General features: G+C 67.3%; 22 protein-coding genes. 14 read left to right on the top strand and 8 right to left on the bottom strand.

The window, feature by feature from the left end; genetic code table 11:
• Positions 1–37: 37 nt before the first annotated feature.
• The 6 genes from AC1DSA_RS15940 to AC1DSA_RS15915 all read right to left on the bottom strand — a co-directional run bounded on the left by AC1DSA_RS15940 (position 38) and on the right by AC1DSA_RS15915 (position 6,283).
• A complete protein-coding gene (locus AC1DSA_RS15940; RefSeq protein ID WP_477890877.1) occupies positions 38–865 on the bottom strand; it encodes a hypothetical protein in 828 nt (275 codons plus the stop codon).
• A complete protein-coding gene (locus tag AC1DSA_RS15935) occupies positions 862–1,218 on the bottom strand; it encodes a hypothetical protein (RefSeq protein WP_477890875.1) in 357 nt (118 codons plus the stop codon). The genes AC1DSA_RS15940 and AC1DSA_RS15935 overlap by 4 nt, the downstream gene beginning before the upstream one ends.
• Before the next feature lie 391 nt (positions 1,219–1,609).
• Positions 1,610–3,016, bottom strand: coding sequence for an ATP-binding protein (locus AC1DSA_RS15930; protein WP_477890874.1), 1,407 nt, complete (start codon positions 3,014–3,016; stop codon positions 1,610–1,612).
• Between the two features lie 21 nt (positions 3,017–3,037).
• Positions 3,038–4,234: an aminotransferase-like domain-containing protein gene (locus AC1DSA_RS15925; protein WP_477890873.1), complete on the bottom strand. Its 1,197-nt coding sequence runs from the start codon at positions 4,232–4,234 to the stop codon at positions 3,038–3,040.
• A gap of 326 nt (positions 4,235–4,560) precedes the next feature.
• Positions 4,561–5,181 (bottom strand): hypothetical protein, encoded by a 621-nt coding sequence (locus AC1DSA_RS15920; protein WP_477890872.1) that lies wholly within the window; start codon positions 5,179–5,181, stop codon positions 4,561–4,563.
• Positions 5,182–5,386: 205 nt separating this feature from the next.
• Positions 5,387–6,283 carry a LysR family transcriptional regulator gene (locus tag AC1DSA_RS15915; RefSeq protein WP_477890870.1) on the bottom strand — a complete coding sequence of 299 codons (897 nt, stop codon included), beginning with the start codon at positions 6,281–6,283 and terminating at the stop codon, positions 5,387–5,389.
• Positions 6,284–6,378: 95 nt separating this feature from the next.
• On the opposite strand from AC1DSA_RS15915, the gene AC1DSA_RS15910 reads away from it, so the two are divergent.
• From AC1DSA_RS15910 to AC1DSA_RS15890, 5 genes are read left to right on the top strand one after another with little or no spacing between them, the layout of a single operon-like run.
• On the top strand, positions 6,379–7,353 hold the full coding sequence (locus AC1DSA_RS15910; protein WP_477890868.1) for a Bug family tripartite tricarboxylate transporter substrate binding protein: 975 nt from the start codon (positions 6,379–6,381) through the stop codon (positions 7,351–7,353).
• A gap of 8 nt (positions 7,354–7,361) precedes the next feature.
• Positions 7,362–9,563: an acetate--CoA ligase family protein gene (locus AC1DSA_RS15905; RefSeq protein WP_477890866.1), complete on the top strand. Its 2,202-nt coding sequence runs from the start codon at positions 7,362–7,364 to the stop codon at positions 9,561–9,563.
• Entirely contained in the window at positions 9,556–10,335 is a 780-nt protein-coding gene (locus AC1DSA_RS15900) for an enoyl-CoA hydratase/isomerase family protein (protein WP_477890864.1), read from the top strand. The genes AC1DSA_RS15905 and AC1DSA_RS15900 overlap by 8 nt, the downstream gene beginning before the upstream one ends.
• The gene (locus AC1DSA_RS15895; protein WP_477890862.1) at positions 10,332–11,765 is read left to right on the top strand and encodes an aldehyde dehydrogenase family protein; all 1,434 of its coding nucleotides are present in this window, start codon (positions 10,332–10,334) and stop codon (positions 11,763–11,765) included. The genes AC1DSA_RS15900 and AC1DSA_RS15895 overlap by 4 nt, the downstream gene beginning before the upstream one ends.
• Entirely contained in the window at positions 11,762–12,574 is an 813-nt protein-coding gene (locus tag AC1DSA_RS15890) for an enoyl-CoA hydratase (protein ID WP_477890860.1), read from the top strand. Before AC1DSA_RS15895 ends, AC1DSA_RS15890 begins: the two co-directional genes overlap by 4 nt.
• Before the next feature lie 19 nt (positions 12,575–12,593).
• On the opposite strand, the gene AC1DSA_RS15885 is transcribed toward AC1DSA_RS15890, so the two are convergent.
• Positions 12,594–13,214 (bottom strand): hypothetical protein, encoded by a 621-nt coding sequence (locus tag AC1DSA_RS15885; protein WP_477890858.1) that lies wholly within the window; start codon positions 13,212–13,214, stop codon positions 12,594–12,596.
• Positions 13,215–13,388: 174 nt separating this feature from the next.
• Between AC1DSA_RS15885 and AC1DSA_RS15880 the strand changes: the two genes are divergently transcribed.
• The 9 genes from AC1DSA_RS15880 (at position 13,389) to AC1DSA_RS15840 (ending at position 21,279) form a co-directional block, all read left to right on the top strand.
• Positions 13,389–14,138: a dienelactone hydrolase family protein gene (locus AC1DSA_RS15880; protein WP_477890856.1), complete on the top strand. Its 750-nt coding sequence runs from the start codon at positions 13,389–13,391 to the stop codon at positions 14,136–14,138.
• A gap of 211 nt (positions 14,139–14,349) precedes the next feature.
• Positions 14,350–15,036: a TetR/AcrR family transcriptional regulator gene (locus AC1DSA_RS15875; RefSeq protein ID WP_477890854.1), complete on the top strand. Its 687-nt coding sequence runs from the start codon at positions 14,350–14,352 to the stop codon at positions 15,034–15,036.
• Positions 15,037–15,203: 167 nt separating this feature from the next.
• Positions 15,204–15,749, top strand: a complete 546-nt coding sequence (locus tag AC1DSA_RS15870; RefSeq protein WP_477890852.1) for a TRAP transporter small permease — start codon at positions 15,204–15,206, stop codon at positions 15,747–15,749.
• Between the two features lie 6 nt (positions 15,750–15,755).
• Positions 15,756–17,036, top strand: a complete 1,281-nt coding sequence (locus AC1DSA_RS15865; RefSeq protein ID WP_477890850.1) for a TRAP transporter large permease subunit — start codon at positions 15,756–15,758, stop codon at positions 17,034–17,036.
• Positions 17,037–17,063: 27 nt separating this feature from the next.
• Complete coding sequence (locus AC1DSA_RS15860; RefSeq protein ID WP_477890848.1) at positions 17,064–18,062, top strand: TRAP transporter substrate-binding protein; 999 nt, start codon at positions 17,064–17,066, stop codon at positions 18,060–18,062.
• A 10-nt stretch (positions 18,063–18,072) separates the two neighbouring features.
• Positions 18,073–18,546: a type II 3-dehydroquinate dehydratase gene (gene aroQ, locus AC1DSA_RS15855; RefSeq protein ID WP_477890846.1), complete on the top strand. Its 474-nt coding sequence runs from the start codon at positions 18,073–18,075 to the stop codon at positions 18,544–18,546.
• A 23-nt stretch (positions 18,547–18,569) separates the two neighbouring features.
• Positions 18,570–19,403: a shikimate dehydrogenase family protein gene (locus AC1DSA_RS15850; protein WP_477891115.1), complete on the top strand. Its 834-nt coding sequence runs from the start codon at positions 18,570–18,572 to the stop codon at positions 19,401–19,403.
• A 2-nt stretch (positions 19,404–19,405) separates the two neighbouring features.
• Positions 19,406–20,374 (top strand): 4-hydroxyphenylpyruvate dioxygenase, encoded by a 969-nt coding sequence (locus tag AC1DSA_RS15845; protein WP_477890844.1) that lies wholly within the window; start codon positions 19,406–19,408, stop codon positions 20,372–20,374.
• On the top strand, positions 20,374–21,279 hold the full coding sequence (locus AC1DSA_RS15840; RefSeq protein ID WP_477890842.1) for a sugar phosphate isomerase/epimerase family protein: 906 nt from the start codon (positions 20,374–20,376) through the stop codon (positions 21,277–21,279). Before AC1DSA_RS15845 ends, AC1DSA_RS15840 begins: the two co-directional genes overlap by 1 nt.
• A 100-nt stretch (positions 21,280–21,379) precedes the next feature.
• On the opposite strand, the gene AC1DSA_RS15835 is transcribed toward AC1DSA_RS15840, so the two are convergent.
• Positions 21,380–21,844 carry a cupin domain-containing protein gene (locus AC1DSA_RS15835; protein ID WP_477890840.1) on the bottom strand — a complete coding sequence of 155 codons (465 nt, stop codon included), beginning with the start codon at positions 21,842–21,844 and terminating at the stop codon, positions 21,380–21,382.
• Positions 21,845–21,856: the final 12 nt, after the last annotated feature.

Here is a 21,856-nt window from a genome sequence, read left to right as displayed (position 1 = left end):
TCCAAGAAGGCTCGCAGCCGGGGAGGCGCCGCATCAATCACAGCGGGGACCTCCGAGTCGCAAGAATTGCAGCGAGCTGGGCATACAGAGTGGAGGGAGTATTGTGGCTATCCAACATCGCGCGACTATAGGCCAGCGCCTCCGCTTCGGTTTTTTCTCGACCTCCCTTGTAGAGGAGTTCGGCAAGATCCTCGATGGCATTCTGACGGGAGTGCGAATCGTACTGATCTGGAAGGTGCAAATGAAGATCCACGTCCGGAGGCCACGTTCCATGCCCCCCGGGGCGGCGGGTGAGATCAACAATCAGGACACCGTCGCGCGCGAGACGCTCAAGCCTGTCGGACCAAAGCAAGGCTCTGAATTTCTCCAAGTCTTGCCGTCGGAAGCCTTCTGACTGAAGAAACATGATGCAGACAGCTTGCTCGTGTGAACGCTGGCCGACTATCTCCGCGATCCTATCGGCCCGACGCTCCTGCAGGAGGTTCTGTTCGTACTCGGAATGTCCGAAATTGAATGAGTTTGTGATTGATATGGCCGACGCTTGCAGGTCCGACGCGAGCTTGGAGCCGGCACCTAAAGACGTTGGCTGAGCCAGCTCACCAGGAATGGACAATGATCTTTCCATCTGACGAACCATCTCGTCGAAATAGCGCGTGTTGGAGTTCTCCGGGTCAAATTGAATCGTGACCCAAGGACGCTGCCACTCACCATGATCCAAATGACTGCGAAGCACGCTCGCAAACTCTAGCAGGGGCCCTGAGTCAGAAGCCTGAATCCTCACCACGCCTCCTTGACGGCGAATTGAATCTGCTAGCAGCACTTTTTCCGCACGCCAATCCAGCCACGGTTTCTGCGGTCGCGTCATTGCTTCTTCTTAAACGAAGTCGCATTCACGTCCTTGATCTCAATGTCTTCTGACGCCTGGATGTTGGAAGCCACTTCGAGTTTCTGCGCGTCTTCGGCGTTCGCAGTAACGCCTTGAATTCGTGCGTTCTTACCCCTCAGATTGCTAGCGACAGAAGTTTCCGCTTCTCGGCCTAAAGGCGTGTCTGACTTAGTTGCTGCCCAAACGGAGGCAGCAAATGCAAGGACCCCGAGTGCAATCGCAATTGCCAGCTTCCATAGGTTACTAAGCCCTTCGGCAAGCAAAGTAAGCACCACATACCCGATTACAGCAGCGAGAAGGCTGGTGCCGACACGAAGCGCGACTTCTTTCATATCCCCTCCTGCCGTGATCATAACGTTGAATGCCGAAGTCCCGCTTAGACGCTAGCGGACCGCCAACCTGCGACACCACACCAGGCTGAGGTGACAAAACTGCTGTCTGTGATAGGTGAAACGACGTCATTTATTCAACGAGTTCTACTCGCTGGCGCGAAAACTAGGCCTTAAGATTGCAGCATCCGGCTCCCTCCCAAGAATCGGAGCCCCGGCACGATCGGCACACCCCTGCTCGCTAGCCCGCTTGACGACCTTCCCCGACCGGTGAACTCGATCGCGTCGGCGAGCTCGCGTTTCAGCCACGGCTTATTCCTGGAAAATCGACAGAGATGTTCGCAATATGGCAAGTGGAGCCGGCGGTGGTGCGTCCCTACGCGAAGCCGTGCCTCTACTTTGATACTTTGCGCCAGGTGGACGCCCGGCCCCTTGTTTCCGGAACTTGTTCGAGTTGGCCAGACTTTCGTAAAGCCACGAACACGTCCTTCATTTGCACGTCTCGACGTATACCCGTGATCTCGCGTCCCAGCGAGTTAGTTATCGTCGAATGTGTCTCCAGATAATCCATCACAATCTGGGCAGGAGACGAAAGGCGCTCGTGCCAAATTTCCACCAACACAGAGTTTTCCAGCTCCTTGATCTGCGGCTCCTTCAGACGAATCTTCCGCATGGCGTCGAAAGCAGTGTTTAACCCCTCGCCCACATCCTGATTCGGAGGATCCGGAAATTTATTGATCAATCTAACGATCTTGGGATTCCTCGCAAACTGAGAGTCAAGAATATTATCCACTGTCACATGCCCCGGCAGCTTGCCAGGACTCTCAACTTCCACGCGGTCATCATAGATTCTGATCTGGGCATCGACTGGAATGCTGTAATCGCGGTGAAGCACTGCGTTCGTTATCACCTCGTGCAAAGTCACATCCGGATAAGAGATTGCCTCCAGGCCGTTCTCCCCAAGTTTTTTGACCGACTCCACGATTCGTTTTGTCTCTGCGACGGCCTCCTTAATTAGATCGTAGAGCGGGCCCTCAACTGTAATAGGAGTGAACGCCAGCGTGTCCCTGTCAACACCTTCCTCTCGCGTCCTGTACTGAAGGATCTTCACCGCTGACCGCTTCGGCAATGCTGCTTGCGGCTGATCGGCATAAAGCAATGTTCCGGCGACTGTGGGCTTCTCGTCGGTGACAAGCAACTGTGATCGGAGCCACTTCTCTGGATCCATCGAAGGAATCTCACTCAGCATGAATTCAATGACCGTGACCGAGTTAGAGATTTCGCTGATCGGAAGCGGGAGAGTTTCATCTTCAAACGATGTAATCCCCTTGTCCATTCGCAGCTTCTGGAGCGCTTCGTCGTCTTGCAGGGGGATTTTCTGCGCAGACTTCCTAACGTAAGCAACCCCGTTGCTTGCAGTTAGGATTTCCCGTGTTTTCTGCACTGTCAATCTCAGCAGAAGCCCGGCAAAATCATCGCACTTCAGAAACTCAGCTCTGTAATGATTTCCGAGTGGCGACATCGCTTCAAGGGTCTGAATTATGGCGTTCGCAGCTTCCTGATCGTCGAACCCGTCCCACTCTCTGATCCGCTCTGATCGCTCCGGGCGCTCCGCGACGCCGATGTAGATCTCTCCGCCTGCGGAGTTAGCAAATGCGGACACGGATTGGGTCAACTTGGCGGGCGCAATTGCCTTTGCCTTGAAGTCGCGAAAGTGATTCTCCGAAAGTTTCAGAAGGTCTTCCGCTTCATCTTTCGAAATTGATATCAGTTCCATTGGCATACCTTCAGTGCTGCGCATGCTCGGTGCATAAAATTGGTGTCAAAGAGCTTTCCTCAGCCTTCCGGCGCCTGCTTCAATCTTGCTCACATCCGCGGTAGCAAACGAAAGCCGCAACGTACTCAAATCCGGATCCCTCGCAAAAAACGGCGCCCCCGGCACGAACGCCACCCCCTGCTCGATCGCCCTCTTCGCGAACTCGCCCGCGTCCTTCACCTTCCCGCCGGCCCCCGTCAGCCGCGCCCAGAAGAACAGCCCGCCCTGTGGCTCGGTGAACTCGATCGCATCGCCCAGCTCGCGCTTCAACGCATCGGCCATCGTCCGCGCGCGCTCACCGTACTTCTGGCGCACGTTCTTCAGCGTTGCCGGCATGCGGCCGCTTTTCAGGTATTGCGCCGCGGTCGCCTGCGCGAAGGTGCTGGTGTGCGCGTCGCTGAACTGCTTGCACATCGTCGCCTTGGCCAGCAGCTCGGGTTGCGCGACCAGCCAGCCCACGCGCAGGCCGGGGCTCAGCACCTTGCTCATGCTGCCGCAGTGGGCGATCCATTCGCGGCTGCCGGGCACGTCCTTGCTCAGGGCCAGGATGCTGGGGGGCGGCGGCTCGCCGAAGTACAGGTCGCCGTAGGGGTCGTCCTCCACCACCAGCACCTGGTGCTTCACGGCCAGCTCCAGCACCTTCCTGCGCCGCTCCAGCGACAGCAGCGCGCCGCTCGGGTTGCCGAAGGTGGGGATCAGGTACACGAACTTGGGCTTGTGCTCCACGATCATCTTTTCCAGCACGTCCACCTGCACGCCGTGCGCGTCGATGGGCGCGCTCTGCACGTCGGCGCCATAGAGGCGGAAGCACTGGATGGTGGCCAGGAAGGTCGGGCCCTCGACGATCACCTTGTCGCCCGGGTCGATCATGGTCTTGCCCAGCAGGTCCAGCGCCTGCTGGCTGCCGGTGGTGACGATCAGCTGGTGCGGCTCCAGGTCGGTCACGCCCTTGGCGCGCTCGAAGGCGGCCAACTGCGTGCGCAGCGGCTCGTAGCCCTCGGTGGCGCCATACTGCAGCGCGCCGCCCGGCTCCTCCTGCAGCGCGCGCTGCGAGGCCTCGCGCAGGCCCTCCACGTCGAACATTGCGCTGTCCGGAAAGCCCCCCGCAAAGCTGATGATCCCGGGCTTGCCCAGGAGCTTGAACAGCTCGCGGATGGCGGAGGTTTCGACGTTGTTCAGGCGGTCTGCGAAATGGAGGGGCATCTTGGCTTCTCTTGGTGTCGGGGTTCCGGAGCGGGCATGGACCCCTCGCGGCGGTGGGCCGCGGGTTCCGGGAGACGACATTGTGCTGAATTCGCTGGGCACCCTCCCCGCCCGCCTCGGCGTCCGGGTCGAACGCTGGGGTTCCTGCGTCACCACCAGCCTACGGGGAGGGGACACGTAGGCTGGCGGTGAGCCCGAAGGCGAACCCCAGCGCTTGGGGCGTCGCTGGGGTTCCTGCGTCACCACCAGCCTACGGAATGCGCACCCCATGGGCCGGCCAGCAAAAAGCCCGCACGCGGCGGGCTCGGTGCGCAGGCGGACGGGCTTCAGCGCGGCTTGTCGCTGTCCGTCAGCGGCAGCTCTGGCGAGGCGATCGGGCGCTGCTCGCCGGGGGGCACCACTTCCAGCGTGCGCTGCTCGCCCCAGCCCTGCGAGGCCATGGCGCGCTCCGGCTCGCGCCTTTCGGGAGCATCGCCCTCGCGGCGCAGGGTGTCGCCGGACGCCACGTTGTCGCGCGCCAGGCCCAGGCCGCCTTCGCTGTCGGCCGTCGCCTGCCGCTCCGCGACGATGTCCCGCAATGGCGGTTCGCCGGCGCGGTGCAGCAGGTTGAGGTCGCTGGCCTCCATGCCGTGCAGCACGTCCTGCGCGCGTTCCGCTTCGGCTTCGTCGCGGCCTTCCACGATCACCACGTACAGGCCGCGCTCCACGGCGCTCGTGTAGGCGTCCACGTGCGGCACGTGCTTGCCGGCGCCGAACAGGCGCTCGAAGAACGAGAACTTGCCCTTCACGTCCCGGTCGTGGTGCTCGTGGTTGTCGTCCATGGGGCTGCCGTCGGGATGGCGGTGCTCCATGTGCACGGAGTGGCGGTCGAAGCCCGACTGCAGCAGGCGGTTGACGGCCTGCTCGGCCTGGGCGGGGTCGTCGAAAGTACAGATCGCGGTATGCATGAGGCACCTCCTGTGGTTCAGCACTCCGTCCATTGGATGGCCGTGCCGGCCCGGGTCCAATCGTCCGGGTGGCAGGCCGGCCGTAGGCAGCGGACTACCCTGCCGCGCAGAGCCCTATCCCCAGTCTAGGCGCCAGCGCCTGGATGCGCGAGGTCTGCTGGGGTTCGCGCTTCGCGGCTCACCGCCAGCCTACGAGCACAGGCTCCTAACCGACCAGTCCCGGCGCCAGCTCGCGGATGCGCGAAGCCACGTGCCGCGCGGCGCGCGACAGCGGCCGCTGCGTGGTCAGCGCCAGCGCGATCGTGCGGCGGATGCCGGGCTTGACCACCCGCGCGGCGCCCAGCGTGCGGCGGGCCAGCTCTTCCTTCACCGCCATCAGGGGCAGCAGCGTGTACGCATGGCCGCTCAGCGCCACGTCCTTCATGCTGCCCGAGCTGTCCACCTCCATCACGATGTCCAGCTGGATGCCGTGGCGGCGCGACAGCTGGTCCAGCGTGACGCGCAGGCCATTGGGTGTGGAAGGCAGCACCAGCGGAACGCTGGCCAGCGCCTTGAAGGGCACGCTGCCCTCCTGCAACAGGGGGCTGCCGGCCTTGCCGATCAGCCAGGTCTCGGCCGTGCCCAGCACCTCCTCGTGCCGCGCGGACGCGGGGCCGTAGCGGTTGATCACCGCGATGTCCAGCCGGCCGCTGGCCAGCTGCTCGTCCAGGTTGCCGCTGAAGCCCTCGGCCGCGTGCAGCGTGACGCCTGGCGCGCCGGTGCGCAGGTCGGCGAACAGCAGCGGCAGCAGCTGCGGCGCCAGCGAGGGCAGAACGCCCACGTGCACGGTGCCGGTGGGCACGCCCGCGGAGTCGCGCGCGATGGTCTCCAGCCGTCCCACCTGGTCGAGCGCGGCGCGCACCTCGGGCAGCATGCGCCGGCCGAACTCCGACAGCGCCATGCCGCGGCCGGTGCGCTCGAACAGGCGGTCGCCCCACTCGCCTTCCAGCGCGGCGACGTGGCGGCTGATGAGCGACTCGGCCAGGTCGGTGGCGGCGCCGGCGCGCGCCAGCGATCCCTGCTCGGCCACGTGCACGAAGGACTGCAGCTGCTTCAAGTTCATGCCTTCACTTTAATGCAAGGCTGGATTGATCCAACTGCGCTTTCCGGCAAGGCATGCGCGGCCTAAGCTGCCGCCATTCCCACAGGAGACAAGACATGCGCATCGCCCCGCTGCTGGTGGCCGTCACGGCCGCCTTCACCCTCGTCCCCCTCGCCCAGGCCCAGGGGCCCGCGTACCCCAAGGGTCCGGTCACCCTGGTGGTGCCCTTCCCCGCCGGCGGGCCGACCGACGCGATGGCGCGCGTGCTGGCGCTCAAGCTGGGCGAGCGCCTGGGCCAGCAGGTGGTGGTGGACAACAAGGGCGGCGCCGGCGGCAGCATCGCGGCCGAGGCCGTGGCCAAGGCGGCGCCGGACGGGCAGACGCTGTTCTTCGGCACCACCGGCACGATGGCGATCAACCCCAGCCTGTACAGCAAGCTGCGCTACGACCCGGTCAAGGACTTCGCACCGGTGAGCCTGATGGCCACCACCATGAACGTGCTGGTGGTCAACCCCGAGGTGCCGGCGAAGAACCTGGGCGAGTTGATCAAGCTGGCCAAGGCCAAGCCCAACACCATCTCCTACGGCTCGGCGGGCAACGGCAGTTCCAACCACCTTTCGGGCGAGCTGCTGCGCAGCAACGCCGCGGTGCAGATCACGCACGTTCCGTACAAGGGCAGCGCCCCGGCGCTGGTGGACCTGCTGGGTGGCCGCCTGACGATGATGTTCGACACCGTCGCGCAGCAGACCGGCAACATCGCCGCCGGCAAGGTGCGCGCGCTGGCCGTCACCGGGCCCAAGCGATCGCCGCTGCTGCCGGACGTGCCCACCGCGCAGGAATCGGGCCTGAAGGATTACGACGTGACCATCTGGTTCGGCGTGCTCGCGCCGGCCGGCACGCCCGCCCCCGTCATCGAGCGCCTGAACCGCGAGATGGTGGCGGTGATGTCCACCGAGGAGATGAAGAAGAAGATGCAGGCCGACGGCGCGGAGGCCAAGCCGACCTCGCCCACCGAATTCGCCGCGCTGATCAAGCACGACATGGCCAAGTGGGGGCCGGTGGTGAAGGCGTCCGGCGCCACGCTCGATTGAGGCCCGCCATGACCGTCATCGATCCGCGGCTGGCCGCGATGTTCCGGCCGCGCAGCATTGCGGTGGTCGGCGCCACCGAAGACCGCAACCGCGTGGGCGGCCGGCCGCTGCACTACCTGCGCAGCTTCGGCTACCAGGGTGCGGTGTACCCGATCAACCCCAAGCGCGACACCATCCAGGGCTACAAGGCCTATGCCTCGCTGGCCGACCTGCCGGAAGCGCCCGACGTCGCCGTCGTCGCGGTCGGCGGCGACCACGTGCAGGGCGTGCTGCGCCAGTGCGCGGCGCGCGGCGTGCACAGCGCCGTGCTCATGAGCTCCGGCTTCGGCGAGACCGGCCCCGAAGGCAAGAAGCGCGAGGCCGCCATGGTGGCCGAGGCGCGCGCGCTGGGCATCCGCCTGGTCGGGCCCAATGCGCAGGGCATCGCCAACTTCCAGACCGGCGCGGTCCTGAACTTCAGCACCATGTTCATGGAAGTGCCGCCGCAAGATGGCCCGGTGGCCGTCATCAGCCAGAGCGGCGCCGCCAGCGTGATGCCCTACGCCCTGCTGCGAGAGCGCGGCATCGGCGTGCGCTACGTGGTGGCCTCGGGCAACGATGCCGATGCGTCGGTCAACGAACTGGCGCTCACGGCGGCGGCCGATCCCGACATCCGCGTGCTGCTGCTCTACATCGAATCGCTGACCGACCCGGACGTGCTGGCCGAGGCCGCGCGCATTGCGCAGGCCCGCGGCGCCGCGGTGGTGGCGCTGAAGTCCGGCCGCAGCGCGCATGGCGCCAAGGCGGCGGCGTCGCACACCGGCGCGATGGTCAACGACGACGCGCTGGTGGACGCCTTCTTCGCCGCGCACGGCATCTGGCGCGCCGACGACGTGCACGGGCTGGTCAACGCGGTGGAGCTGTACCTCGCTTGCGGCGTGCGGCCCGCGCAGCGGCTGGTGGTGATGAGCCACAGCGGCGCGGTGGGCGTGGTCTGCGCCGACACCGCGGAACGCATGGGGCTGCCGCTGGCGGAACTGGACCGCGCCACGGTGCAGGCCCTCACGGCGATCATGCCGGGCTTCGCCACCGCGCAGAACCCGGTGGACCTGACCGCCTCGCTGCTGGCCGACGGCACCATGTTCGGCCGCACGCTGGAAGCGCTGGCCGCCGACCCGCAGGGCGACATGTTCCTGATTGGCGTGCCGGTCGCGGGTGAAGGCTACGACGTGCCCGGCATGGCGGCCGACACCGCGGCCTTCCTGCGCCGCACCGGCAAGCCGGTGGTGGTGTCCGCACCGCAAGCGTCCGTGCGCGACGCCTTCCGCGCCGCCGGCGTGCCGGTGTTCGGCCACGAGACCGACGCGCTCGCCGCCCTGCACCAGGTGAGCCGCCACGCCGCGTTGGTCGAAGCCGCCTCCCATCGTTCCCCCCGTACGCTGGCCGTGGGCGCTGAGCCCACGCCCGCCCCCCGTAGGCTGGCGGTGAGCGCGCGCAGCGCCGAACCCCAGCTTCCCCCCCGTAGGCTGGCGGTGAGCGCGCGCAGCGCCGAACCCCAGCACACCACCACCCTCAGCGAAGCCGCCAGCCTCGCCCTCCTGCAACAAGCCGGCGTCCCCGTCGCGCCCCACCGCCTGTGCCACTCCGCGCGCGAAGCCGTGCAGGCCTGGCGCGAGCTCGGCCCGGACGTGGTGGTGAAAGCCTGCTCCGCAGCGATCCCGCACAAGTCCGAGCACGGCCTGGTCTTCCTCAACCAGCGCAGCGAAGACGACGTGCTGCACGCCTACGAGCAGTGCGTGGCCCGCGTGCGCGCCCTCGGCCAGCCCCTGGACGGCGTACTGGTGGCGCAGCGCGTGCGCGGCCAGCGCGAGTTCGCCCTCGGCGTGAAGCAGGACCCGCTGTTCGGCACCGCGGTGATGGTGAGCGACGGCGGCAAGTACGTGGAAGCGCTGAAGGACTTCGTGGTGCTGCTGCATCCCTTCAACGAGCAGGACGTGCTGGACCAGCTGGCGAAGCTGCGCATCGCGCCGATCCTCGCCGGCGTGCGCGGCGAGCCGGCTGTGGACCTGCAGGTGGTCGCGCGCGCGGCCGTGGCGCTGGGCCGCTATGCCGCGGCACATGACGACCGCATCGCCTCCATCGATCTCAACCCACTGATCGCCGGCGCGGCCGGCCAGGGCGGCTGGGCGGTGGATGCCGTCATCGAACAGAAGGAGCCGTCCCATGGCTGACCAGGACGCCGTCACGACCGAGCTCGATGGCCGCATCGCCATCGTGCGCCTGAACCGCCCCGCGGCGATGAACGCGGTGAACGACGCCGTGCGCCAGGGCCTCACCCGCGCGCTGAAGCAGCTCGATGCCGGCGACCACGCCGACGCCATCGTGCTGACCGGCAGCGGCGAGCGCGCCTTCTGCGCGGGGCAGGACCTGGAGGAGTCGGCCGCGATCACCACCGACCGCCTCGCCGGTTGGCTGAACCGCCAGCACGCGATGTACCAGGCGGTGCGCGACGTGACCAAGCCGATCGTGGCCGCCTTCAACGGCACCGCCGCGGGCGCGGGCTTCCAGATGGGCCTGATGTGCGACCTGCGGGTGGCGCATGCCGGCGTGAAGATCGGCCAGCCGGAGGTGCGCGCAGGCCTTGCCAGCATCGTCGGCTCGTACCTGATGTCGCTGCAGGTCGGACATTCGCTCAACCAGCAGCTGTCGCTGACCGGCGAGCTGCTCACCGGTGAGCGGGCGCATGCGCTGGGCCTGGTCAACGACCTCGTCGCACCGCATGATGTGCTGCCGCGCGCCCTGCAACGCGCGCGCGAGCTCGCCGCATTGCCGCGCGCCGCGGTGCGCGCCACCAAGCAGCGCTTTCGCGAGCGCACGCAGGCCGGCTTCGAGGAGGCCTGCAGCGCCGGCATCCGCTACCAGCTGGAGTGCTACGCCACCGGCGAGCCCACCCGCGTGATGCAGGAATTCCTGGCCCGCCGCCAACGCAAGGAGAACCCATGAACCGACACACCCAGTTGTTCATCGCCGGCACCTGGCGCGAAGCCTCCGGCGTCCAGGACCTGCCCGTCACCGACAGCTACAGCGAGCAGGTGTTCGCCAGCTACCGCAGCGCGTCGCGCAACGACGTCGACCTGGCCGTGAACGCGGCGCGGGCCGCCTTCGCCGCCTGGTCGGCCACGTCGCTGTGCGAACGCATCGCGGCCGTCCGCCGCGTGGGCGCCGCCTTGCGCGAGCGCAGCGACGCGATCGCGCAGGTGATCACGCGCGAGGTCGGCATGCCGGCCAAGCTGTCCGCGCGCCTCCAGGCCGCCGCGCCGATCGCCGCCTGGGACCACTACGCCGAACTCGCGCACGAGCTGGAATGGGAAAGCCGCATCGGCCACTCGCTGGTGCAGCAACTGCCCACCGGCGTGGTCGCCTGCATCACGCCGTGGAACTACCCGCTGCACCAGATCACCGGCAAGGTGGCGCCGGCGCTGCTGGCGGGCTGCACCGTGGTGCTCAAGCCCTCGGAGCTGGCGCCCTCCAGCGCCTTCCTGCTGGCCGAAGCCGTGGCGCAGGCCGGCCTGCCGCTGGGCGTGTTCAACCTCGTGCACGGCAACGGGCCGGAGGTGGGCGAGGCGCTGGTCAAGCACCCCGAGGTGGACATGGTGTCCTTCACCGGCTCCACCCGCGCGGGACAGCGCATCGCGGCGGTCGCGGGGCAGGACATCAAGCGGGTGGCGCTGGAGCTCGGGGGCAAGTCGGCCGCCGTGGTGCTGCCGGGCGCGGACCTCGCCACCGCCGTCAAGGCCACGCTGAGCGGCTGCTTCCTGAATTCCGGCCAGACCTGCTCCGCCAGCACGCGCCTGCTGGTGCCGCGCGACCAGGCGCAGCAGGCCGCGCACCTCGCGGCGGAACTGGCGCCGGCCTGGCGCATGGGCGATCCGGCCGATCCCGCGACGCGGCTCGGGCCGCTGGTCTCGGCGGCGCAGCGCGAGAAGGTGGGCGCGATGGTGGAGGCCGCCATCGCCGAAGGGGCGCGGCGGGTGACGCCCGATGGCCCGTTGCCGCCGCACGGCTTCTTCTTCCCGCCCACGGTGCTGGACCAGGTGACGCCGCAGATGGCGATCGCGCGCGAGGAAGTGTTTGGCCCGGTGCTGGCGCTGATCGCCTACGACAGCGTCGACGAGGCCGTGGCCATCGCCAACGGCACCGATTACGGCCTGGCCGCCACGGTGTGGGCCGCTACGCCGGCCGCCGCCCTTCCCGTCGCGCAGCGCCTGCGCGCCGGCCAGGTGGACATCAACGGCGCACCCTTCAATCCGCAAGCGCCCTTCGGCGGCTTCAGGCGCTCCGGCATCGGCCGCGAGAACGGCCGCTTCGGCATCGAGGAATTCCTCGAGCCGCGCTCCCTGCAACTGCCACCCAGCCATTTCGAAACGCCATGACCTACCAGCAGATCCAGACCACCCTGGACGGCGCCACCGCCGTCATCACCCTGAACCGCCCAGAGCGCATGAACGCGCTGACCAAGGTGCTGGAGGCCGAGCTGCGCGATGCCATCGAGCAGGCCGGTCGCAACCCGGAGATCCGCGCCATCGTGCTGACCGGCGCGGGCCGCGCCTTCTGCGCCGGCATGGACATGGACGAACTGGAGGTGCTGCCGCCCGAGGACATCCAGGCGGCGGAGTGGATGCGTCCGTACGACATGAACCGTCGCGCCGACTACCAGACGCGCTATTCGTACTTCCCCGCGGCGCCCAAGCCGATCGTCTGCGCCATCAACGGCGCGGCCGCGGGCCTGGGCCTGGTGATGGCGCTGTACAGCGACTTTCGCATCGCCTCCGAGCAGGCGGTGTTCGCCACCGCCTTCGCCAAGCGCGGGCTGATCGCCGAACACGGCATCGCCTGGATGCTGCCGCGCATCGTCGGCCATGCGAATGCGACTGACCTGCTGCTGACGTCACGCAAGGTCGATGCGGCCGAAGCGCTTCGCATGGGACTCGTGAATCGCGTGGTCGCCGCCGACCAGCTGTTGCCGCAAGCGCTGGCGCTGGCGCGCACGCTCGCAACGGAGGTGTCGCCGCGCTCGGTGCGCGTGATGAAGCGGCAGGTGTGGGAAGCGCCCTACCAGACGCTGGGCGAAGCGGTGGCGCTGGCGAACGCGGAGATGTTCACCAGCATCCAGAGCGAGGACTTCCGGGAAGGCGTGGCGCACTTCCAGGAGCGGCGGCCGGCACGCTTCACCGGCCGCTAGCCGAAGCTGGAGCGCTGGCCTAGAGCGGCTTGTCGTTGTCCGCGTAGCGCAGCCCCGGCGCGCGGTCCGGGTCGGGATCGCGCAGGTCGGGGCCGGTGGTCGGGTTCAGCGTGCCGGACGCCACGGCCCGTTCGCGCTCGCGCTCGATCGGCGATGCGGTCGCCGAGGCTCCCGCGTACACGTCGCGGCTGCGCTCGAACATGCCGGCCTTGCCTTCCTCGCGCCGGCCCAGGATGTCACGCAGCGGGCGCTGCTCGCGGCGGTGCACCACGTCGAGGTCGCCAGCCTGCATGGAATTCAGCACGGCGCGGGCGCGTTCCGCCTCGGCGGCGTCGCGCGTGTCCGCCACCACGACATGGCTGCCGTGCTCCACGTGACGCGCATAGCGGTCGCCGTGCCCACCGAGATGGTCGCGGCCGAACAGGCGGGCGAAGAAGTGGCCGAAGGACGTCACCACGTGGGGATCGACGGCGACCTCGCGCTCCATGCTGTCCCAGTGGTCGTTGGCGCCGACGCGTTCCGCGACGGCGTCCTTGTGCTCGATGTGCAGGTCGTTGCGCGCGAAGCCGGCGCGCACCAGCGCGTCGACAGCCTCTTTGGCGCGGGCCTTGTCGTCGAAGGTGCAGATGATCGTGTGCATGGTGTTCCCCTTTCATGGGCTCCTCCCATGTTGGACCGATGCGGCCAAACACATGTCGTCCCGCCGGGCGGAGGCAGGTAGGCAGGCACCTACCAGGCGCAGTGGTGGGGCGGGACTACCCCCGGACGCTCTCCGCGGATTCGATGGCATTCTTGGTTTCGCAGAGGAGCCGCCATGATCGAAAAGCATCTCGACATTCCCACTTCCGACGGCGCGATGAACAGCTTCGTCGTGCATCCGGAGGAAGGCGGACCGCATCCGGTGGTGCTGTTCTACATGGACGCCCCCGGCAAGCGGGAAGAACTGCACGACATGGCGCGGCGCCTGGCCAGCGTGGGCTACTACGTGGTGCTGCCCAACCTGTACTACCGGCGCACCCGCGAGTTCGAGCTGAAGGTGCGCACGCCCGAGGGCATGAAACCCATGTTCGAGCTGATGAACAGCCTCAGCAACGGCATGACGGTGCGGGACACCCAGGCCATGCTCAAGTTCGTGGAGGCGCAGCCCGAGGCCGATGCCAGGCGCGTGGGCGCGGTCGGCTACTGCATGAGCGGGCCCTTCGTGTTCGCCGCCGCGGCCGCCCTGCCGGAGCGCATCCGCGCCATCGCCTCGATCCATGGCGCGCGCATGGTCACCGAGCTGGACGACTCGCCGCACCGGATGACGCCGCGCATCCGCTGCGAGACCTACGTGGCCTGCGCGGAAACCGACATCTGGGCGCCGAAGGAGGACGTCGACCAGCTGGAGGCGGCGCTGCGCGCCGGCGAAACGCCCCACCGCGTGGAGTGGTATCCGGGCGCGCAGCACGGCTTCGTCTTTCCGCGGCGCGAAGGCATCTACCACCAGCCCTCGGCGGAGCGGCACTGGGAGCGGCTGTTCAGCTTGTTCCGCAGGACGATCGGGCCGGTCGCGGCGGTGCAGTAGGGAGGTGACGCATTCGTAGGCTGGGGTGACGCAGGAACCCCAGCGATGCGCGAAAGCGCGGCGCCTGCGCAAAGCGCTGGGGTTCGCCTTCGGGCTCACCGCCAGCCTACGAGGTCTCCAGCGTACGAGGTCTCCAGCGTACGAGACCCACGGCTCACGAACGATCCGTCCGCGCTAGCCATCCCGCCCCCGCCGCCCTATACTGCCGAGAATGAACGAACTAGTACATTCCGGCCGGCAGGCGGCGGCAGGCGCGCGCAAGGCGCCGGCGCGGGAGACGAGCCGCACCAACGACCCCGAACGCACCAAGGCCAACATCCTCGAAGTGGCCTCCGTCGAGTTCGGCGAGAAGGGGCTGGCGGGCGCGCGCATCGACGAGATCGCGGCCCTCACGCAGACCAGCAAGCGGATGATCTATTACTACTTCGGCAGCAAGGAAGGCCTGTACCTGGCCGTGCTGGAGGAAGCGTACAAGCGCGTGCGCGACATCGAGTCGGAACTGCACCTGCAGGACCTGGAACCCGAGCAGGCGCTGCGCCGGCTGGTGGCCTTCACCTTCGACCACCACCTGGACCACGAGAACTACATCCGCCTCGTGATGAACGAGAACATCGCCCGCGGCCAGTACCTGGCGCAGTCGCAGCGCATCCAGGAACTGAACGTCCCCGCGATCGCGGCGATCCGCCATCTCTACGAACGTGGCGTGAAGGCGGGCGTGTTCCGCACCGGCCTGGACCCGGTGGACATCCACGCCTCGATCTCGGCCCTGAGTTTCTTCAACGTGTCGAACCGCCATACCTTCGGGCTGATCTTCAAGATCGACATGAAGTCCAAGGCCTACACCACGCACCGCCGCGACAACGTGGTCGAGATGATCGTGCGCTTCATGAAGAAGTAAGGCCGGGCACGGGCCGCGGCGCAGCACGGCCGTGGCGGGAAGATTTTGATCTGGATCAGGGTTTTCCCTCAAGATAAAACTAACCAGTCCGTACAAAATCCGGGTCGGCAAATCCCACCACCGGCCCGCAAGGCGAATCGGTGGTCCCCCGTCCAGGAGACAAACCGATGATCCAGACCCTGCTCGACCGCTTGTGCCGCGTGCTGTCCTTCGTGATGGTGATCTTTCTCGCGGCCATGGTCGTGATGGTGTTCGGCAACGTGGTGCTGCGCTACGCCTTCAACAGCGGCATCACCGTGTCCGAGGAACTGTCGCGCTGGCTGTTCGTGTGGATGACCTTCCTGGGCGCCCTGGTGGCCCTGCGCACGCACCACCACCTGGGCACCGACAGCCTGATCTCGCGCCTGCCGGTGGGCGGCAAGAAGTTCTGCCTCGGCGCCAGCCACCTGCTGATGCTGTACCTGTGCTGGCTGATGTTCCAGGGCTCCTGGCAGCAGACCGTCATCAACTGGGGCACCACCAGCGCCGTGATGGAGGCCTCGATGGGCTACTTCTACGCGGCCGGGGTGTTCTTCTCCGTGTTCGCCATGGTCTTCATCCTGAGCGACTTCTGGAAGCTGGTGTCCGGCCAGCTCACCGAATCCGAGCTGATCGGCGTCACCGAATCCGATGACATGCCGCACGGCGATCCCCACCCCGCCACCACCAAGTAAGCGGCCATGACCATCACCATCTTCCTCGGGGCGCTGCTGGGCGCCATGGCCCTGGGCGTGCCGATCGCCTTCTCCCTGCTCGCCTGCGGCGCCGCGCTGATGTGGCACATGGGCACCTTCGATCCGCAGATCCTGGCGCAGAACACCATCGAGGGCGCCAACAGCTTCCCGCTGCTGGCCGTGCCCTTCTTCATGCTGGCCGGCGAGATCATGAACGCCGGCGGCCTGTCGCGCCGGATCGTGCAGTTCGCCATGACCCTGGTGGGCCACGTGCGCGGCGGCCTGGGCTACGTGGGCATCATGGCGGCGATCATCATGGCCGCGCTGTCCGGCTCGGCGGTGGCCGATGCGGCCGCGCTCGCCGCGCTGCTGCTGCCGATGATGAACCGCGCCGGCTACGACAAGGCCCGCTCCGCCGGCCTGCTGTCCGCCGCCTCCATCATCGCGCCCATCATCCCGCCCTCGATCGGCTTCGTGGTGTTCGGCGTCGCCGCCAACGTGTCGATCTCCAAGCTGTTCATGGCCGGCATCGTCCCCGGCCTGATGCTGGGCGGCGCACTCTGGATCACCTGGTGGTGGCTGGTGCGCAAGGAGAAGATCCAGGCCGCGCCGCGCGCCAGCCGCGCGGAGGTGGTGGCCGCCTTCAAGGACGCGACCTTCGCGCTGGTACTGCCCTTCATCGTGGTGGTGGGCCTGAAGTTCGGCGTGTTCACGCCGACCGAAGCCGCCGTGGTCGCCGCCGTCTACGCGCTGTTCGTCTCCACGGTGATCTACAAGGAGCTGAAGCTCTCGCAGCTCTATGCCCTGTTCGAGGCGGCCGCCAAGACCACCGCCGTCATCATGTTCCTGGTGGCCGCGGCGATGGTCTCGGCCTGGATGATCACGGTGGCCAACCTGCCGGCCGAGGTCGTGTCGCTGCTGCAGCCGCTGCTGGACCGCCCCACCCTGCTGATGCTGGCGATCATGGTGCTGACCATGGTGGTGGGCACCGCGATGGACATGACGCCCACGATCCTGATCCTGACGCCGGTGCTGATGCCCATCGTCAAGGCCGCCGGCATCGACCCGGTCTACTTCGGCGTGCTGTTCATGATCAACAACGCCATCGGCCTGATCACCCCGCCGGTGGGCACCGTGCTGAGCACCGTGGCCGGCGTCGGCAAGGTGAGCATGGACGAGGTGACCAAGGGCGTGTGGCCGTTCATGGTGGCGCAGTTCATCGTGATGTTCCTCATGGTGTTCTTCCCGCAGCTGGTGACGGTGCCGGCGCACTGGTTCTACAACTGATTTCGCTACAACCACTGGAGACAACCAATGAAACGACTGTTCCTCAAGACGCTGGTGGCCGCCGTCGCCCTGTCCGCCTTCGGGCTGGCGCAGGCGCAGACGCGCACGATCAAGTTCGCCAACCAGAACGCCAAGGGCACGCCGATCGTGGGCGGCATGGAGAAGTTCGCCGAGCTGGTGGAGAAGAAGTCCGGCGGCAAGCTGAAGGTGCAGGTCTTCGCCGGCGGCGCGCTGGGCAGCGACCAGGCCAACATCTCGGCGATGCAGGGCGGTTCGCTGGAGATGGCGGCGATGAACTCCGGCATCTTCGCCAGCCTGGTGAAGGATTTCGCGATCTACGACTTCCCCTTCCTGTTCGGCAATGCGAAGGAAGCCGACGCGGTGGTGGACGGCCCCTTCGGCCAGAGCCTGCACAAGAAGCTGGAAGAAAAGGGCCTGGTCGGCCTGGGCTACTACGAGCTGGGCTTCCGCCAGCTCACCAACAGCAAGCGCCCGATCAGCAAGGTGGAGGACATCGCCGGCCTGAAGCTGCGCGTGATCCCCAACCCGATCAACGTCGACTGGGTGAAGGCGCTGGGCGCCAACCCGACGCCGCTGCCCTTCCCCGAGCTGTACGCCGCGCTGGAACAGGGCGCCGTCGACGGCCAGGAGAACCCGGTGGCCACCATCAAGGGCGCCAAGCTGAACGAAGTTCAGAAGTACATGACGCTCACCAACCACCAGTACAACCCGCAGTCCATCGTGATCAGCAAGAAGGTCTGGGACTCGCTGGCGCCCGCCGAGCACAAGGTGCTGCAGGAAGCGGCCCAGGAGTCGATCCAGTACGAGCGCACCCAGTCGCGCGCCGCGCTGCAAAGCGGCCTGGAAGACCTGAAGAAGGGCGGCATGCAGGTGACCGAACTGCCGGCGGCCGAAGTGACCAAGCTGCGCGAGAAGATGAAGCCGGTGATCGACAAGCACGCGGCCAACGTCGGCGAGGCCACGGTCAAGTCCATGATGGCCGAGCTGGCCAAGCTGCGGAAGTAAGGGAGCGGCGGTGCGGAAGATCCTCGTCCTGAACGGGCCCAACCTCAACCTGCTGGGCACGCGCGAGCCGGCGCAGTACGGCACCACGTCGCTGGCCGACGTGGAGGCCCTGTGCCGCGCCGCCGGCGAGCGCCTGGGCTACGAGGTCGAGTGCTTCCAGAGCAACTGGGAAGGCGCCCTGCTCGACAAGATCCACGAGTACGGCCGCCTGTTCAAGCAGGGGGAGGCGCTGGGCTGCGTGTTCAACCCCGGCGCCTTCACCCACACCTCGGTGGCGCTGCACGATGCCATCAAGGGCGTGGACGGCCTGCCGGTGATCGAGTGCCACATCTCGAACGTGCATGCGCGCGAGGCCTTCCGCCACCATTCCTTCATCTCGCCGGCCGCCGCCGGCATCGTCGTCGGCTTCGGCGTCCAGGGCTACGTGATCGCCCTGGAAGGCCTGGTGCGCACGCACGACCCCGATAACGCGAATCTGCGATGAACGCACGCCTGCCCAAGACCATGCTGATCAACGGACACACGGAGCTCATCGCCCACCTCGGATGGCCGACGCATTCGTTCAAGGCGCCGATGATCTACAACCCGTACTTCGAGTCCATCGGCGTCAACGCGATCGTCGTGCCAATGGGCTGCAAGCCGGAGAACTTCGCCACCGTGCTGCCTAGCGTGTTCGCGCTGGAGAACATGCGCGGCGCCCTGATCACCATGCCGCACAAGGTGAGCGTGGTGGACCTCTGCGACGAGGTGACGCCCGTCGTCAAGGTCGCCGGCTCCTGCAATGCCGTCAAGCGCCTGCCGGACGGCCGCCTGCTGGGCGACATGTTCGACGGCGAGGGCTTCGTGCGCGGCCTGCAGCGCAAGGGGCTGCAGCTGCGGGGCGCCAAGGCGCTGGTGGTGGGCAGCGGCGGCGTCGGCTCGGCCATCGCGGCCTCGCTGGCGGGCGCGGGCATCGGCCGGATCGACCTGTTCGACGTGCAGGCCGAAGCCGCCGAGGCCCTGGCCGGTCGCCTGCGCACGCACTACCCGGCCGTGACGGTGAGCACCGGCAGCCGCGACCCGGCCGGCTGCGACCTGGTCGTCAACGCCACGCCGCTGGGCATGAACGCGGGCGATCCGCTGCCCGTGGACATGGACCGGCTCGATCCGCGCAGCTTCGTCGGCGAGGTGGTGATGAAGACCGAGATGACCGCCTTCCTGGGCGCGGCGCAGGCGCGCGGCTGCCGCGTGCAGGTGGGCACCGACATGCTGTTCGAGATGATCCCGGCCTACCTGGAGTTCTTCGGCTTTCCGACGACCACGGCGGACACGCTGCGCTCGGTGGCGCGACTGGAGTACTAGACATGAGCGACCTGTTGCTGCAACCCGAAGCGCGCGAGCCCTTGCAGGATGCCTTCAGCGACGAGGCCAACCCGATCGGCCTGGACGGCGTCGAGTTCATCGAGTACGCCACCTCGCAGCCGCAGGCGCTGGGCCACGTGCTGGAGCGGATGGGGTTCCGGCCGGTCGCGCGGCATCGTTCGCGCGAGGTGCTGCTGTACCGGCAGGGCGACATCAACATCGTGGTGAACGCGCACCCGCGCGACGCCGACGGCGCGACACACGGCGAGGCGACGCCGGCGATCAGCGCGATCGCGCTGCGCGTGCGCGATGCGCGCGCCGCCTACAAGTACGTGCTGGAGCGCGGCGCCTGGGAGGTGCCCACGCATCCCGAGGCGATGGAACTGAACATCCCCGCCATCCACGGCGTGGGCGGCAGCCGGATCTATTTCGTGGATCGCTACCGCGAGTTCTCGATCTACGACGTGGACTTCGTGAAGATCCCCGGCGTCGACCCGAATCCCCCCGGCGTGGCCGGCATCCACTTCTTCGGCATCGTGCAGTACATCGGCGCGGACCGCACCTACGACTGGCTGGAGTTCTACCAGGAGCTGTTCGGCATCGAGGTGATCCCGGACGACCAGCGCTTCGGCATCATGCCCGCGGGCAAGCTGCTGCGCGCGCCGGCGCTGCGCCCCGAGACCCGCTTCATGCTGCAGGTGATCGAGCCCGAGCCCGATTCGCTGGACGACAGCGAACGGCTGCAGCGCATCGGCCTCGGCGTGCCCGACGTGCTGGCCGCGGTGCGGGCGCTGCGCGCTTTGGGCATGGAATTCGTGGAGAGCGGCGCGGCGCACACCGAGCGGCGCGGCGCGATCACCAAGACCTTCCTGGGCAGCGTCGTCTTCGAGCTGGTGCACAGCGAAGCCGGCCCCGCCCGGGCGCCGGAAGCGGCGGCCACCGCGGCGCGGGGCACGAAAAAGGGTTCCTGATGAACGACCCGCGCAGCCTGCAGCAGGCGATCCGTGTCTTCGGCATGGACACCATCACGCTGGCCGGCCCGCTGGAGGCCAAGCTGGAGGCGATGCAGCAGGCCGGCTTCAGCCAGGTCATGCTCAAGGCCAACGACCTGGTGGGCCATCCGCAGGGCTGGCAGGCCGCGGTGAAGGCGGTGCGCGCGAGCGGCCTGCGCGGCACCGGCTTCCAGGTGCTGCGCGACTTCGAGGGCCTGTCCGGCCACCTGCACCAGTACAAGGTGGACATCGCCAAGACCATGCTGGAGATGTGCGCGGCGCTGGGCTGCGACGTGCTGCTGGCCTGTTCGTCGACTTCAACCCATGCCACGACGGACCTCGACGCGATCGCGCGCGACCTGCGCAAGCTGGCGATGCTGGCGATCCCGTTCGGCATCAAGATCGCGTACGAGGGCCTGTCCTGGGGCCGCACGGTCAACGAATTCACCACCGCCTGGGACGTGGTGTGCCGCGCGGATTGCCCCAACCTGGGCATCGGCTTCGATTCCTTCCACATCCTGGCGGCGAAGACGCCGCTGGAGCGGATGGACGACCTCGACCCGGCGAAGATCTTCCTGGTGCAGCTGTCCGACTTCATGTGGCAGGAGACGCGCACCTTCGAGGAACGCATGGCCACCGCCCGCACCTTCCGCGTGTTCCCCGGCGAGGGCGTGCACACGCACGAACTGGTGCAGATGGTGCTGAAGCTGGACGCGCTGGGCTACACCGGGGACTACAGCTTCGAGGTGTTCAACGACGACTACGTGCAGATGCCGCTGCCGATGGTGTCGCAGCGCGCGCGCGCCGCCGCGCTGTGGCTGGGCGAGGACGTGCTGCGGCGCTCGCTGCCGCTGCCGAACCAGCTGCGCCTGCGCACGCGCTGAGGTTTGCCGGGATCGCTGGGGTTCGCCTGCGGGCTCACCGGCCAGCCTACGTGCAGCGCAGCGTGCGTGCGGCGCAGGGGTTCCGCCTTCAGGCGTGCCCCTACTTGCTGGCCTGGCCCTTCGACGGATCGTCCTTGGGATCGGCGTAGGTGAGGTCGAACGGGCCTTCCCCGTGGATCTGAAGGATCACCGGCGTCTTGGCCATCGCGTAGTGGTTGGCCTTGGCCGGGATCGAGCCGAAGGCGCCCGCCTGCATGGGCTTCATTGCCTTGGGGTCGGCCTTGTCGCCCATCCCCACCATGAAGCTGCCCGACATGACCGTGACGTTCTCGGTCTGCGAATGCGAGTGCGGGGCGACCTTGTAGCCCTTGGGAAGCTGCAGGCGCATGACGAAGGGGCCGGCCTTGCCGGGGTCGCCCTGCAGGATGGCGAGCTTCGCGCCCTTGGGCAGCATCGGGGGCGCATCGCCCCATTGCAGGCCTTCGCCGCCATGCACCGCCCAAGCGGGCGGAGCCAGCGCCATCAGCGCCACGGTGGACAGGGACAACAGGACAGGATGGGTCATGTGCTTCACGGC

Source organism: Ramlibacter sp. P4_H7 (genome assembly GCF_056400765.1).
The sequence above is the reverse complement of the archived record's forward strand: the minus strand, read 5'-3'. Positions and strand labels throughout refer to the sequence as shown.